Source organism: Pseudomonas sp. HMSC066A08 (genome assembly GCF_001813025.1).
GTDB classification, from domain to species: Bacteria; Pseudomonadota; Gammaproteobacteria; order Pseudomonadales; family Pseudomonadaceae; genus Pseudomonas; species Pseudomonas aeruginosa.
Genome location: NZ_KV811281.1, coordinates 150008 through 164122, shown reverse-complemented (window position 1 = coordinate 164122; position 14115 = coordinate 150008). Strand labels below are relative to the sequence as shown.

Annotated in this window: 18 protein-coding genes and 2 pseudogenes; 3 read left to right on the top strand and 17 right to left on the bottom strand. The window is 66.4% G+C overall.

Annotation, left to right across the window (positions count from 1 at the left end; genetic code table 11):
• Window positions 1-5 precede the first annotated feature (5 nt).
• From exsD to popN, 17 genes and pseudogenes are all read right to left on the bottom strand, one after another.
• Window positions 6-836: a T3SS regulon anti-activator ExsD gene (gene exsD, locus HMPREF2886_RS07615; RefSeq protein ID WP_033973990.1), complete on the bottom strand. Its 831-nt coding sequence runs from the start codon at window positions 834-836 to the stop codon at window positions 6-8.
• 97 nt (window positions 837-933) lie between these two features.
• Entirely contained in the window at window positions 934-1770 is an 837-nt protein-coding gene (gene exsA, locus HMPREF2886_RS07610; RefSeq protein WP_003120334.1) for a T3SS regulon transcriptional activator ExsA, read from the bottom strand.
• 297 nt (window positions 1771-2067) lie between these two features.
• Window positions 2068-2481: a YscW family type III secretion system pilotin ExsB gene (gene exsB, locus HMPREF2886_RS07605; protein WP_033973988.1), complete on the bottom strand. Its 414-nt coding sequence runs from the start codon at window positions 2479-2481 to the stop codon at window positions 2068-2070.
• Window positions 2482-2489: 8 nt separating this feature from the next.
• Window positions 2490-2735: a T3SS regulon translocated regulator ExsE gene (gene exsE, locus HMPREF2886_RS07600; RefSeq protein ID WP_033943010.1), complete on the bottom strand. Its 246-nt coding sequence runs from the start codon at window positions 2733-2735 to the stop codon at window positions 2490-2492.
• Between the two features lie 8 nt (window positions 2736-2743).
• Window positions 2744-3181: a type III secretion system regulatory chaperone ExsC gene (gene exsC, locus HMPREF2886_RS07595; protein WP_003100769.1), complete on the bottom strand. Its 438-nt coding sequence runs from the start codon at window positions 3179-3181 to the stop codon at window positions 2744-2746.
• 125 nt (window positions 3182-3306) lie between these two features.
• Window positions 3307-4194, bottom strand: coding sequence for a type III secretion system translocon subunit PopD (gene popD / locus HMPREF2886_RS07590; protein WP_070747057.1), 888 nt, complete (start codon window positions 4192-4194; stop codon window positions 3307-3309).
• 11 nt (window positions 4195-4205) lie between these two features.
• Entirely contained in the window at window positions 4206-5378 is a 1173-nt protein-coding gene (gene popB / locus HMPREF2886_RS07585; protein ID WP_033973985.1) for a type III secretion system translocon subunit PopB, read from the bottom strand.
• On the bottom strand, window positions 5359-5865 hold the full coding sequence (pcrH, locus tag HMPREF2886_RS07580; protein WP_033973983.1) for a SycD/LcrH family type III secretion system chaperone PcrH: 507 nt from the start codon (window positions 5863-5865) through the stop codon (window positions 5359-5361). Before pcrH ends, popB begins: the two co-directional genes overlap by 20 nt.
• 8 nt (window positions 5866-5873) lie before the next feature.
• Window positions 5874-6758, bottom strand: coding sequence for a type III secretion system needle tip protein PcrV (gene pcrV / locus HMPREF2886_RS07575; protein WP_033973981.1), 885 nt, complete (start codon window positions 6756-6758; stop codon window positions 5874-5876).
• A gap of 9 nt (window positions 6759-6767) precedes the next feature.
• A complete protein-coding gene (locus HMPREF2886_RS07570; RefSeq protein WP_052151887.1) occupies window positions 6768-7064 on the bottom strand; it encodes an LcrG family type III secretion system chaperone in 297 nt (98 codons plus the stop codon).
• Window positions 7065-7091: 27 nt separating this feature from the next.
• Window positions 7092-7526 carry an LcrR family type III secretion system chaperone PcrR gene (pcrR, locus tag HMPREF2886_RS07565; RefSeq protein WP_070747055.1) on the bottom strand — a complete coding sequence of 145 codons (435 nt, stop codon included), beginning with the start codon at window positions 7524-7526 and terminating at the stop codon, window positions 7092-7094.
• Window positions 7523-9643: a SctV family type III secretion system export apparatus subunit PcrD gene (gene pcrD, locus HMPREF2886_RS07560; RefSeq protein WP_033977312.1), complete on the bottom strand. Its 2121-nt coding sequence runs from the start codon at window positions 9641-9643 to the stop codon at window positions 7523-7525. Before pcrD ends, pcrR begins: the two co-directional genes overlap by 4 nt.
• Window positions 9640-9969 (bottom strand): type III secretion system chaperone PscY, encoded by a 330-nt coding sequence (gene pscY / locus HMPREF2886_RS07555; protein WP_003087695.1) that lies wholly within the window; start codon window positions 9967-9969, stop codon window positions 9640-9642. The genes pcrD and pscY overlap by 4 nt, the downstream gene beginning before the upstream one ends.
• A gap of 4 nt (window positions 9970-9973) precedes the next feature.
• Window positions 9974-10339, bottom strand: a complete 366-nt coding sequence (gene pscX / locus HMPREF2886_RS07550) for a type III secretion system protein PscX (RefSeq protein ID WP_033973976.1) — start codon at window positions 10337-10339, stop codon at window positions 9974-9976.
• Entirely contained in the window at window positions 10336-10707 is a 372-nt protein-coding gene (gene sycN / locus HMPREF2886_RS07545) for a type III secretion chaperone SycN (protein WP_070747053.1), read from the bottom strand. Before sycN ends, pscX begins: the two co-directional genes overlap by 4 nt.
• Window positions 10694-10972 carry an Acr1 family type III secretion system gatekeeper subunit Pcr1 gene (gene pcr1 / locus HMPREF2886_RS07540; protein ID WP_003087693.1) on the bottom strand — a complete coding sequence of 93 codons (279 nt, stop codon included), beginning with the start codon at window positions 10970-10972 and terminating at the stop codon, window positions 10694-10696. Before pcr1 ends, sycN begins: the two co-directional genes overlap by 14 nt.
• Window positions 10953-11819 (bottom strand): annotated as a pseudogene (gene popN / locus HMPREF2886_RS07535) (SctW family type III secretion system gatekeeper subunit PopN). Before popN ends, pcr1 begins: the two are co-directional and overlap by 20 nt.
• Before the next feature lie 190 nt (window positions 11820-12009).
• On the opposite strand from popN, the gene pscN reads away from it, so the two are divergent.
• The 3 genes and pseudogenes from pscN to HMPREF2886_RS34235 all read left to right on the top strand — a co-directional run.
• A complete protein-coding gene (pscN, locus tag HMPREF2886_RS07530; protein ID WP_070747051.1) occupies window positions 12010-13332 on the top strand; it encodes a SctN family type III secretion system ATPase PscN in 1323 nt (440 codons plus the stop codon).
• Complete coding sequence (gene pscO / locus HMPREF2886_RS07525; RefSeq protein WP_003109497.1) at window positions 13329-13805, top strand: type III secretion system central stalk protein PscO; 477 nt, start codon at window positions 13329-13331, stop codon at window positions 13803-13805. The genes pscN and pscO overlap by 4 nt, the downstream gene beginning before the upstream one ends.
• Window positions 13793-14115, top strand: a pseudogene (locus HMPREF2886_RS34235) (type III secretion system needle length determinant); the annotation flags it as partial. The gene pscO and the pseudogene HMPREF2886_RS34235, both read left to right, overlap by 13 nt.

The window sequence follows — 14115 nt, the reverse complement described above, 5'->3', positions numbered from 1 at the left end:
GCCGCTCAGCTCTGCCAGTAGAAGTGATCCTGTGCCTGGCACAGGTTGCGTTCGTGCAGCCAGGCCTGGACAGCGTCCGCCGCGCCGACGTCGTCGTCCAGCCGGCAGAGAGGTTGCCAGAGGCATTCGAGGACCTCGGGGATCGGCTCGAAGCCGGCCAGCCCGCCGTTGGCGAGCAGCGTCGCCATGCCCCGCTGCCAGTTCGGCCAGGCGCTCTTCGCCAGTGCCGAAGCCGTCTCCAGCTTGCCGGCCAGTTCGGCCACCTGTTCCTGGGTGCGCGCCTGGCACTTGGCGACCCTGGCCAGTTCCTCGCGGGCCTGCTCCGGCTCCAGCTCGGCCACGCGGGACCAGAATTCGGACTTGATTCGCAGTTGCCGGGACTGGGTCTCCAGCTCCACCAGCGACAGGCGCCAGCCGGGAATCGCCTGGTCGAGCAGGCTTTCCCACCAGCCATAGACCGGCAGCAGGACCCAATCGATCATCGACTGCGGCACGGCGAGGTTGACCCGGTCGCCCAGTTCGGCGCACCAGCCGTCGTCGTCCTGCGCCGCGCAGAGGAGAATCTGCCGCACCTCTTCGCGCCCCAGCGCCAGGCCGCGCGCCAGGCGCTGCTGCAACCACTCGCAGCGGAACAGTTGCTCCAGCCGCAGGCGCGGCAGCATCCGCTGCAGCAACGCCAGTTGCCGCGCACTGATGATTCCGGACTCACGATACAAACTGCTCGATGCGTAACCCGGCACCCGACCCCGCGAGCGGGCGTCCGAGCCCACCACGGATACCCGCCTGCCGGCGAACACCGCTTCTCGGGAGTACTGCTTATCGTCTTCCTGCTCCATTCTCTGCCTTGGCTTCCTCACTACATTGCGCGCTCGTCAGAGCCTGCAATTTGGGCCGATTCTACTCATGCAGCCGCTACCGGGCTTTCAAAAAACGTCAGTTATTTTTAGCCCGGCATTCGTCCTTCCCCTGCCGCGAGCGGCTCGGTGTGCAGCCGAAACGGCGGCGATAGCTCTGGGTGAAATAGGACTGACTGGAAAAGCCCGCCTCCATGGCGATATCGACGATGCTCATGTCGCTGTTGAGCAGCAACTGATGGGCATAGAGGATTCTCCGCTCGCTGATCCAGGCGCGCGGCGAAACCCCGTAGACACTGCCGAACAGCTCCTTGAAGGTGGTCAGCCCCATGCCGAACTCGCGGGAGAAGTCGGACAGCTTCCACTCGTTGAGGTAGTGCTTCTCCATGAATAGCTGCAGACGCTCGACATGCCGGTTGCTCAGTTGCCGCAGGACCGACATCAGCAGCGGCCCCTGCGGACTGAACGCGAAGAGCATCAGCAACTCCTCGATCTTCAGGCAGGCGAGCATCGGCGGATGCTCATGCACAAGCAATTCCTTCAACCCCTTGACGCAACCGGCCAGCAGAGGCGTGGCAGCGAACGCGATGATGCCCGGCACGGGCTCGTCGCAACGCTCGACTTCGCTCAACAGCGCGCCGAAGCGCTGGACGAAGCCTTGTAGAAACTGGGCAGATAATGGAATCCAGAGTATTCGGCTGTCCTTTCCCTTGGTACTTACGACATAGCTTCCGCGGCGGACGAAAAGCAACTCGCCAGGCGCCAGGCAAAAAGTGGAATCGATGTCCTGGACGGTCAGTTCGCCCTCGAGCAGAACATATACGCCCTCTTCCTTGTTTACCCTGTATTCGAAAGTTGGAATGTTCCAATGACAAGACGTTATCTGCTTTCGGCCAAGAGATTTGGCTCCTTGCATATTATAAGAACCCCAACACTTCCCGTCGTACCTTGAATGCCCCGCCTAGCGGAGAGGCATGAATACGCTCCGTTTTATTGATTTTCAAAGCCATGAGCACGGAGTCGATTTTATAATAATCAGGATTATCCGACGTGCGCTGATTCGCAGAGCGAGTCGGCTTCCGCCAATTAATCCAGCCTTCTTCAGAAGCGGAACAAAAGTACCAGTTTTATTATTCGAGGCCTTCCCTGAAAACGAACGAGACTTGCACTTCTTTAATCTCCATACGCACTTTCCGAAACAGCAGGCAATGTATCAATCGTTGCCAGATCTTTCTTCCGGGCGAGCGGCCGTACAATTCGGAAAACAGTCGCGCCGAACCAGCCGGACCCGCTCATCGACGCCCGCCGCCACCTGTTGCCAGGCACTCGCCTGGACCGCCGCGACGCCCACCCAGGAAAGCTCGGTACGCAGGTACAACGCCTCGCCCTCCAACCTGTCGACCTCCAGATCGAAGGCATAGCGCAACGGCAACCCGGACACCCGGTAGCGCCGCTCGGCAATCGTTTGCATCCTTCCCTGAACGACGGCATACAGGCGCAGCCTGAGTTGCGCCTGGCGCGCCTGCAGGGAAACGCCGCCCACCGAACCACCCACCGTCACCTTCGGCGACATCGACGCGGGCTGGCTGACGCAACCGCCGAGCAGCAACGCCAGCGGCAACAGCATCCGGCACCTCACCTGCGCCGGACCGTGCGCGCCTCCAGCGGCGTGCCGTCACCGTCGGCGAGGCGCTGCAAGGCCTGCTCACTACGCGGATCGCCAGCCACGTTGCGCGCCAGCCAGCGCGCCAGCCCGGCCACGCTGGAACGGTCCTCGCCGCGAACGGCCGCGCGGGTCACCGAACGCCCCTCGAAATGCCCCACCGCCTCGGTTCCAGCGTCTTGGGACGGCTGCACCGGCGAGATCGATTCGATTTTCATGGGACCGCTCAAACCCTCATGCCGACCGCAGCGACCGCCTCGCGATCACTGTCGCACGGCAGCAGGCGCTGCCAGAACTCGGCGTGATCGAGCAGGTTGGCCAGGGTCGCCTCGAAGCATTCGAGGGTCAGTTGCGCTGCGAGAATCTGCGCATACAACTGGACCTTGCCGGTCAGCTCGTCGAAGCCGAAATGCAGATCGAAACGGTGCCAATGGCGGTTGAAGCTGGCGAGCTGGCGAAAGATCCCCTCGCCCAGCACATCGATGCCCGCCACGTCGGCCTCCAGCAACAGACGCTCGCGCTCGGCGAGCAGCAACAGGGTGACGCCCACCTGTTCGTCGAACAGCAGGCTCGCCATGCCCTCTTCGTCGAGGGACAGGGAAGGCAAACCGATACGGCCTGCGAACTCGGCAAGCAGTCGGTTGACCTTGCTCGTTAAATCCATGGGGGCGCCTCCTAAAGCTCAGCGCATGCTAGCACCGGGCTATGCATCGCTTTTGTCACTGAGAGACTTTTCTTTTAAGAAAAAAGCCACATCGCTGTGGCCTTTTCCTCCCGCGCGGAGACGGCTCAGACCACTCCGGCCGCCGCACGCCAGGCCTGGTTATGGCTCTGGGTGTACTGCTGGATGAGTTGCAGGACGTCCTTCATGAAGCCGGCATCGAAGCTCATCTGGTCCTCGACCTTCTGCTTCTGGCTCTGCCCGATGGTGGCGTTGACCTCTCCTTCCCGAGCGCTCGCCTGCGATTCGCCCTGGCGCACCTGGACCGACGCGTTGGCCATCTGGACGAAGGACTGGATCACCGTGTTGACCACCTGCAGGGCGCCGTTGCGGCTCTCGAAGGCACGGCCCGCCGCACGCAACGCCACACTGTCCTGCACCTGGTCCGCCGCCCAGACCTTGCCGACGATCTTGCGATCCTCGTCGGAGGTCTTGCCCAGCGCCTGCATCTTCGCGTCGATCAGTTCGTTGCGCCCATCGATGTTCTTCTGCAGGGTCTTCTCCTGGCTGATGGCCTTGCCGTTCTTCAACGCGCCGAGGCTGCCGACCACCGCCGAGGCCAATGCGCCGACGCCGGCGATCACCGCCATGGCGATCATCAGCGTGGCGCCGCTGCGCATCTCGTCCACCTGCGCCTTCTGCGCGTGGATGATCGACTGGTTCTCGTTGTCGCGCTGGAGCACGCCCAGCTCGCGCGCCTTCTGCGCGATGCGGAAGAGAATCAGCAGAAGCTCGACGCTGCTGTCCAGCTCGCTGCCGGCCGCTTCCATGCGCACCGGGTCGAGCGCCTGGCGCGGAGCGTTCAGTTCGACCCGGTCGGCCCGCGCGGCCGGCGCCTGCGGCAGCTCCGCAGCCGCTTGCGGCGTGCCGACGGAACGCCCGGCGGCGCCGGGAGCGATCGGCTCGGAGGGGATCGCGGCCTGGGCAGCCGCCAGGGAATATTGCGTATCGATCATGTGACGTCTCCTCAGATCGCTGCCGGTCGGCTGGACAGGTTGTGCAGGGCTTCACCCTTGGCCTGGAGCATGGCGAAGATCCGCTCCATGATTTCCTGGAATGCTTCCAGCATGCGGCTCAGCTCTTCCTTCAGGCGCTCGATCACGCCCTGCAGGGTGGTCAGGTCGGCACGCGATTCCTGCACATCGGCCTGGCGGTTCGCGGCCTTCGCCTGGAATCCCGAGTGAGTGGCCTGGGCCGCGCCGCTGGCGACGTCCAGGGTCAGGTCGGAAACCTGCACGCCGAGTTTCAGCGAGTGCGACAGCGATTGACCGGCCAAACTGCCGAACTTGCCGCCCAGGTCGGCGACCTTACTCGCCAGGCTGGCGGTTATCTCGGCCGCCTTGCCGCCGATCTTCGCGCCCAGCCTGGCCAGCCCGCCGACCGCTGAGCCGCCGAAGCTGACCACCGCCGCCAGCAGCGCGACGGCGATCTCGATACCCATCAGTGCCGGGCCGAGCTTTTCCATCACTTCCTTGCTGATCAATCCGTCCGCGGCTGCCTGCTGTACCGACTGGGAGACCACTCCCATGACACCGCCCGCGATCATCAGTGCACCCGCGGCCGCGCCGACGCCGGTTGCCACCATGATTGCGCCGACGATGATCGAAGCTATTGCACTGATCCAACCAAAGATTTTGGCTGCCAGACCGGACTTCTGGGCTTCTTTCGCGGCTTCTTCCGATTCCCTGATCTTCTGCTGGTTGTCCTCCATCTTCTGCAGGTTCTGCTTTCGCGCCTGCTCGATTTCGGTCAGCTTGAGTTTCTTCTGCTGGTTCTCGACTTCGCCGGTGATTTTCGCCAGCTCGATCTCGAACGCCTGCGGCGACATCAGTCTGGCGGACAACAGCATCGAAGCGCCGGCCAGCACAAGCTGCCGCGCCAGTCCGGCATCCTCGCCCACTGCTTGCACCAGGCTGGCGATCTCCGCACGATTGGCGACCTCCAGGCGCTGTTGGCTGGCTGCGGACGGCGGCGTCAGCGCCACCCCCGTGCCGCTCGCGGAAGCCGCGGCCGGCGCCACCAGGCGCTCCACCCGCAGACTCTCGACATCCCTCGCGACCGGCCTGTCGAGCGCCGGGATATCCCCGGCGTCGGCCACCCCGTAGGGCAGTCCGGCGCGTTCAAGCGTTATCGGATTCATATGTTCGATCCTTTCTCGCGGTTACGGCTTCCAACATGGCGCCGGCACGCGCGGCCAGGGCCTCGTGCGCCGGCTGTGCCGCGGCCAGGGCCCGGGCCGAGTAGAAGCCACTCTCGGCTCCGTCGAGATCACCCAGTTGCAGGTGGCACTCGGCGGCATGGAAGGGAAAGCGCGGCTCGTTGATGTCCATCAGCGCGCCGTAGCTGTAGCTCTGCAGGGCCTGGTCATAGAGACCGAGGGACTGGCGGCAGGCGCCCAGGCCGAGAAAGTAGCGGGCATCGTAGTGGTCGAGCATGCACAGTGCCTGGAAGATCTTCTGCGCGTCGTCCCACTTGCCCGCCTGGTACTGGTTGAAGCCCAGCGCATAGAGCTGCTCCAGGGTGTCCTCGCTGAGTCCGCGAAGCATCGCCAGGGTGCCACCGTCGCGCAGGAAGGCCTCCAGCGCCTGTTGCTGGTCGGTGTCGGAAGGGGTCGCTTGCTGGTTCATGGATACCTCTAGATCGCGCTGAGAATGTCGCGCAGGACGCTGTCGTATTTCTGGATGAAGCGGTTGAGCGCCTCGACCGCCGAGTTGTAGCGGGAGCTGGTGTCGTTGAGCAGGGTGGTCTTCTCGTTGACCTTGTCGTTCAGCGGACGCGAGCGGTCGCTCACCGTGGTGGCGAAATTGCCGACCGGGTTGTTGTCCTTCTCGAAGGGGTACTCATCCCTGAGGCCCTTGAGCTCCCCGCTCTGCTTCGGCGAGCCGCTGAGAAAATTCTTGATCGACAGCTTGCCGCTGAAGGTACCCAGATTGCTCAGCAACGCATACTCGGGGCTGCCCTTCCATCTGGGATCGCCGACGGCATAGCCATAGAGCGTGGGGTCGAGCAGATCGATACCGCCAGCGTCGATCCTGATGCCCTGCTTGGCCGACAGCGCGGCGTTGATCTGCGACTGGATCACGCCGTAGACCTTCAACTCCGCGGTCAGCGCCTTGAGCTCGTCGAGCAGCGCCTTGCGCTTGCCGTCCTGGGTCTGCAGGACGGCCTCGTAGACGCCGATGACATCCTCGTCGAGACGGCCGTGCAGGCTGAAATAGGCCGACACCAGGAACTCGCGCAGATCCCACTGCGCACCGGGCTGCCGACGTGCCTGCAGGACTTCGCGGAGTACCTCGAGGCCCTGCCCCGGAGGCGCGGACGGATTGGCCGCGAGCAACCAGGCGAGCGCCTTGAGCACTTGTGCCTCGCTCAGCGGCTGGCCGGCGTGGGCCAGCACGATCCGCTCGCTGCGCAACAAGGCCAGCAGTTCCTCCTGCTCGGCACTGGCAGGCGCCGCCGGCGCGGCCAGGAGCTCGTCCAGGAACAGCTCGCGAGCGGCATTAAGGTTTCTGACTTCCATCGTGATTCCTCAGATCAACAAGCCACGCATCGGCGTCGGACGCCGCGGCCGGGTACCCTGCTCGCCCTGCGGCGGCCGGGAGCTGCGCATGCGCCGCAGTTCGGCCAGCAGCTCCTCTTCGGCGGCTCGCGCCAGCTCCCGCTCCGGCGCCCGAAACAGCATTTCGCCGACGTCCACGGCAAGCCCCAGGCCTTGCCACATTTCCGCCAGCAGGCGGCCGCGCTCCTCGCTGTCGCGAATCGCCAGTTCGGCGGCCTGGACGCTCGCCCGCAGGGTGTCTTCGGTGTATTCGTTCATGTCGCCCATGGTAGGGATCGACGTCGCCGGAGCCTGTCAGGCACGGTCGGGTTTTTGTCGTTTTCGCAGGCTTCGCTGCGTCACCACCCGCCCGGCCTCCAGCTCGAACCAGCCGTCGGCGGGCTCGGCGGCGCCGGTCCAGCGGCGATAGAAGCGCGCCATGCGCTCGCCAGGCAGCGGGCTGCCGGCCAGCGCCAGGACCTTGCCGTAGAGACGCTGGCGCGGCCCCAGCGTATCGAGCGTGGCCTCCGCCAGCAGGTACAGCGCGGCGAATGGATTGGCCAATCCGCGGCGCGCCTGCCGCCGACGCAACATCAGGATCCAGACCCGCTCGCCGTCGCAGCGCCAGGCCAGTTCGCAGCCATGGGCCAGGACCTGCCAGCCGAGCGCGATCGAGGTGTCGCGCAGGCAATGCGGACGCACCGCCAGGCCGCGGGCGAGAAACCAGGGAACCAGCGGATCGGCGCTCACAACACGATCCTGCCAAGCGGCTGGATGTTGATCTGCTGGGTCAGCTCCTGGTAGGACAGCACCGGCAGCCCGGCATAGTCGCTCTCCACCAGCTTGCGCACGTAGCGGCGGATATCCATGGAAACGATCAGCACCGGCCGGTTCTGCATCTGCGCGAGATCGCCGACGGTCTGCCGCACGCGCTCGAGGAAGGCCTGGGTTATCGCCGGGTCGAGGGCCAGGTAGCTGCCGGCGCTGGTCTGGCGGATGCCACCGCGGATCTGCTCCTCCACCGCCTGGTCCAGCAGATAGGCGGGAAGGATATTGTTGCCGCTGGAGTACTTGTAGCAGATGTAGCGCTTGAGGCTGCTGCGGATGTACTCGGTGAGCTGCACCACGTCCTTCTCCTTCTGCCCCCACTCCACCATCGCCTCGAGGATCGCCCGCATGTTGCGGATCGAGATGTCCTCGCCGACCAGGCGCTGGAGAATCTCGGTCATCCGCTGCAGGGGAACGATCCGCTGCGCCTCCTTCACCAGCTCGCCGTAACCCTGCTCCATCTGCTCCAGCAGGTAGCGCGTCTCCTGGATGCCGATGAAATCCTCGGCGTACTCCCGCAGCACATGGGACAGGTGCCAGGTGAGCACCTGCTCCAGGCCCAGGCAGGCACAGCCGGAACGCTCCAGGCGATCCTGATGCGCCTGCTCCACCCAGCTCGCCTCTTCTCCCGGCACCTGCAGCTCCGCCGGCTCGTGGGGGACCGCGAGCAGTTCCAGCTGCGAGGCGCGTTCGCGCACCAGCAACCAGCCCGGCCGCAGGCACCCGCGCGCGACCGGGACCTCCTGTAGCTGCACCAGGTATTCGCCATCGCCCATCGCCTCGTTGAAGCGCAAGTGGATACCCGGGAATGGCACGCCGAAATCCAGGTACAGCGCGCGTCGTACCCGCACCAGCTCCTCGTTCAGCGACATCGCCTCGAGACGTTCCTGAAGGCTGGCATCGACGTCGATCAGCAACGGCACGGTGAGGGCGAACTCCTCCTGCTCGGCGAGACGCCCGGCCTTCGGCTTGCCGCCGCCAGCCTTGCCGCGCGCCTTGGCCGATGGCGCTCCGGCGCCCTGCGCGAGCAGCGCCGGCAGGTCGCGGGAACCGGCGCTGGCCTGGGCCCGCTGGCGCCAGAGCATGAAGTAGCCGCCGCCGCCGACCAGCAGCGCGAGAGCCAGGAAGGTCAGGGTCGGGAAACCGGGAATCAGGCCGAACAGTACCAGCAACAGGCCGCCGATCAGCAGCGCCTTGGGCTGCGCCACCACCTGTTCGCCGATGTCGCTGCCGAGGTCCGCCGATTCGTCGGAAGACACCCGGGTGACGATGATCCCGGCGGTGATGGCGATCAGCAACGCCGGCACCTGCGAGACCATGCCATCGCCGACGGTCAGTACCGCGTACAGTTGCAGCGCGTCGGCGGTGCTCAGGCCCTTCTGCGTGACGCCGATGGCGATGCCGCCGAGGATGTTGACGACGATGATGATCAGCCCGGCGATGGCGTCGCCCTTGACGAATTTCATCGCGCCGTCCATGGAGCCGAACATCTGGCTTTCCTTTTCGATCACCGCACGCCGCGCCCGCGCCTCGTTGACATCGATCACGCCGGCACGCATGTCGCCGTCGATGCTCATCTGCTTGCCCGGCATGGCATCCAGGGAAAAGCGCGCGCTGACCTCGGCGACCCGCTCGGCACCCTTGGTGATCACCAGGAACTGCACGATGGTGATGATCAGGAAGATGATGATGCCCACCACCAGGTTGCCGCCGACCACGAAGCTGCCGAAGGTGTTGACGATCTGCCCCGCGTCGGCCTGCAGCAGGATCATCCGCGTGGTGCTCACCGACAGCGCCAGGCGGAACAGCGTGGTGATCAGCAGCACCGCCGGGAACACCGAGAACTGCAACGGCGAGCCGATGTACACCGACATCATCAGCAGGACCACGGAGATGGTGATGTTGACGGCGATGAGGATGTCCAGCAGCAGCGGTGGCAACGGCAGCACCATCATGAACACCACCGCCAGCAGCAACACCACCAGCAGGATGTCCTTGCGCTCGCCGACCCGGCCGAGAAGCCCGCTCAGGTCGTTCATTCCCGCGCCTCCAGCTCCAGCGCCCGGGCGTGCGCGGCACGCGCCGCGTCGAGACGCCCGGCGAGCTGTTCGGCACGGCTCAGGCAAAGCCACAGACCGGGCTCTTCCTCGCCATCCTCCTGCAACTGCCGGCACAGGCGCACGGCGGGCTCGCCGAGTCCTTGCTGGAGCAACGCCAGGAGCAAGGCTCGGCGCCCGTCGCGGCGCTCCGGCGCAACGCTCAGCAAGGCCTCCAGCAACACCTGGGCACGTCGCGGCTGGCCGCATTGCAGGTGCAACCAGCCCAGCATCAGCAACAGGCGCTGTTGCGTCGGTTTCAACGTCATCGATTCATACCTTGTGCAACAGGTTCAGGGCCATTTGCAGCAGTCGCTGGTCTTCGTCGCGCTCGCCGAGCAGGCAAGCCGCGGCCTGCAGGGCGGGCTGGCCGGGCAGGGTGAGGGCCAGGCGGAGATCGCGCAGCGCCTGGCGGAAGTCGCCGGGGCGCAGCAGGCCGTGGAACTCCACCTGGGGCCGGGCGTAGTCGAACAGGCGCTGTTGCGCCTGCTGCGCGGGATACAGGCTGGCGACATGGGTCTCGACCGGCCGGCCGTCGGGCGCCAGCAGATGGCGCTCCGGCAGGGGCGGCGCGAACGGCTCGGCATGCGCCAGGTCGAGTCGTTCGATGCCGATGTGCCAGGCACCGACCCGGCTCATGCGGCGAGCACTTCGCTGCGCGCCGAGCGCAGCGCCTGCAAGGCCTGGTGCAGCGTCGGGATGCCGACCTGCTGGGCTTCCAGGGTGATGCACAGCAGCAGGCGCGATTCGCCGCTCCAGGCGCAACGCAGCGGCAGGCTCCCGGCCGCGCGCGCATGGCACAGGCGCAACGCCCGCAGGGTGCCGCGATAGGCCTGGTGCCAGGCCAGGTCACAGGCCAGCCAGAGCGACAACTGTTCGCCATGGCGTTCCAGCTGCAAGGTGCCGCTGTCCTCGAAATCCAGTTGCACCACGCGCGCCAGCGGCGCCGGTACGCTCACCCGCAGGTCCTGGCAGAACTGCGCGACGGCCAGCTCAACCCAGTCCATGCTGCTGCTCCTCTTCGCGCTCGATCGCCAGGTCGAGTGCCATCTGGCAGGCATTCAAAAGATTCTGGCGCTGCTCGTCGTCGCCGAACACTTCGACCGGCAACAGGCGGTAGAGACGCTTCAGTTCGCGGAAGAAATGGATCTGCCGGGCGACGTCGGCCAGCGGCAACGGCTCGAGCAACGCCTGCACCTCGGCGACGCCGACCCAGCGCTTCTCGAGCAAGGCGATGACTGCGCCGGTCAATTCAGAAGGCCCGTATGCCATGGCCCCGCTCCCCCGTCACCAGCACCTGCCAGAGCGCCCCCACCTGCTCCGCCAGGCCGCCGAGCACGCGCAGCTTGTGCATGTCGCTCATGACCCGCTCCAGCTTCACCGGATCGAGCCGGCTCGACTGACTGTCCAGGTCGGCGCTCAGGGCTTTCTGCAGGAAGGCCACGACCCGCTCCAGCGGCGTCGCGGCGAAGCGCGCCTGGATGTCCTGCTAGGCCGCCGACAGGCCTCGGTAGTCGAGTACTGCGTCACGGTAGGTATCGCGCAGCGCCTGGATATCGCCGACACCGGCGGCGGAAGCCTCGGCGGCCAGCGGCTCGATGCGCAGGCCGAGTTCGATCTCCAGGCCCTGCTCGTCGGCCATCCGCAGCAACGCCTGGTCGACCAGCGCCAGCATCGCCCGCGCCTCCGGCCGCCCGGCCAGGACGTCGCGCGCCCGCGACAGCGCCAGGAAGCGCTGGCTGATCTCGCTGGAGAAGCCCTCCAGGTAAGCGCTGAGCTGCGCCAGGCTGCTCAGCTGAGCGCTGCCCAGGTGGGCGATCAGCGCCTCGAGCTTCTGCTGGCTTTCCAGGTCCGGAATGCGCTTCCAGTACTCCTGCAGCATGGCCTGGACTTCGCTCAGGCGCGCATGGGCGTCGCTCAGGCGGCGCTTGGCCAGGGATTTCTCGGCGCGCTCGGAAAAGGCGAAGGTCAGCTCTTCCGCGGCATCGGCCAGCGACTGCGAAACGGAAACGTAGTGGACGCGCTCGCCCTGGAAGCTGCCGCCGACCTGCTGCGCGGGGGCGTTGGCCGCTTCCCGCGGCGCGAGGGGCGCGGCGGAGGAACTCTGGAGGATGTCCATCGTGGCTGTGGTTCCTGGTCTGCAAAGGCGGCGCAGTATAGGAACCGGTCCAGTGCCGCCGATGCCAATATCGGCCGGTTTTTTTTAGCCGCGGCGGCAACCGATTTCTAAAAACTCCCGGCTGGCACTGAAATTCGTCGCGCGAGGCTTTCTCTATAGTGCGCGCCGACTCCAGCCGAACCGACCCGCCATGCCCGCGCCTCTCTCTCCTCTCATCGTCCGGATGCGCCACGCCATCGAAGGCTGCCGGCCGATCCAGATCCGCGGGCGGGTCACCCAGGTCACCGGAACCCTGCTCAAGGCCGTGGTGCCCGGCGTGCGCATCGGCGAACTCTGCCAGTTGCGCAATCCCGACCAGAGCCTGGCGCTGCTCGCCGAGGTCATCGGCTTCCAGCAGCACCAGGCGCTGCTCACCCCGCTCGGCGAGATGCTCGGGGTTTCCTCCAACACCGAAGTCAGCCCTACCGGCGGCATGCATCGCGTGGCGGTTGGCGAGCACCTGCTCGGGCAGGTGCTCGACGGCCTCGGCCGCCCCTTCGACGGCAGCCCGCCGGCCGAGCCGGCGGCCTGGTATCCGGTCTACCGGGATGCCCCGCCGCCGATGAGCCGGCGCCTGATAGAGCGGCCGCTATCGCTGGGTGTGCGCGCCATCGACGGCCTGCTGACCTGCGGCGAAGGCCAGCGCATGGGCATTTTCGCTGCCGCCGGCGGCGGCAAGAGCACCCTGCTGGCCAGCCTGGTGCGCAATGCCGAGGTGGATGTGACGGTACTCGCCCTGGTCGGCGAACGCGGTCGCGAAGTCCGCGAGTTCATCGAAAGCGACCTCGGCGAACAGGGGCTGCGCCGCTCGGTGCTGGTGGTCGCCACCTCCGACCGACCGGCGATGGAACGCGCCAAGGCCGGTTTCGTCGCCACCAGCATCGCCGAGTATTTCCGCGACCAGGGATGCCGCGTCCTGCTGCTGATGGACTCGCTGACCCGCTTCGCCAGGGCCCAGCGCGAAATCGGCCTGGCGGCCGGTGAACCGCCCACCCGCCGCGGCTACCCGCCCTCGGTGTTCGCCGCGCTGCCACGCCTGATGGAGCGTGCCGGGCAATCCGAGCGGGGCTCGATCACCGCGCTCTACACCGTACTGGTGGAAGGCGACGACATGAGCGAGCCGGTGGCCGACGAGACCCGCTCGATTCTCGACGGGCACATCGTGCTGTCGCGCAAGCTGGCCGCCGCCAACCACTATCCGGCCATCGACGTGCTGCACTCGGTGAGCCGGGTCATGAACCAGATCGTCGACGACGATCAGCGCCATGCGGCCGGACGCTTGCGCGAATGGCTGGCGAAGTACGAGGAAGTCGAGTTGCTGCTGAAGATCGGCGAATACCAGAAAGGCCAGGACAGCGAAGCCGACCAGGCCATCGAGAAGATCGGGGCGATCCGCCAGTGGCTGCGCCAGGGTACCCACGAAACCAGCGATTACGCACAGGCCTGCGCGCAGTTGCGGAGCCTCTGCGCATGAGCCTGGCGCTGCTGTTGCGCGTCCGACGCCTGCGCCTGGACCGGGCCGAGCGCGCCCAGGGCCGCCAATTGCTACGGGTTCGCGCCGCGGCGCAGGAACACACCGAGCGCCAGGCGGCGCAACGGGACTACCGCGACTGGCGACTGGCCGAAGAGCAACGGCTGTTTCTCGCCTGCCAGGCGGCCATGCTCGACCGCCGACGCCTGGAAGCCTGGCAGCAGCAGGTAGGGCTGCTGCGGGAAAAGGAAGCCGGCCTGGAACAGGACTGCGCCGAGACCGCGCAGCGCCTCGAAGGGGAGCGCGAGCGCCTGCGGCAGTGCCGGCGAGAACTGCTGGAACGCCAGCGGCAACTGGAGAAGTTCGCCGAACTGGAGCGCCACGTCGACGCCGAGCGCCAGGGGCTGCGCGAACGCAGCGAGGAAGGCGAACTGGAAGAATTCACCCGCCACGAGACCTGGCCATGCTCAAGCTGAACGCCGTGGATACGGCTCCGCTCGTGTCGTCCGACACCCCTGCCCCCCTTCCGCCGCTGCGCGCGCAGCAGATCGCCTTCGAACAGGCCCTGCCCGCGCACCGACCGCCGGCGCCCAGGCCACCGTTCGACAAGGGCGACGAAACGACAGAGGCCGAAGAGCCCGCCGCGACAGCCGACGCGCCGACCTCGACGCCTCTCGCCGACCAGCCCGCGGCGCCTGCCGCCGACCGGCCGCCGACCACTCGGCAAGCCCCCGTGCCAGTTGCCGCGGACGCAACGCCAACGCCAACGCCAACGCCAACGCCAAC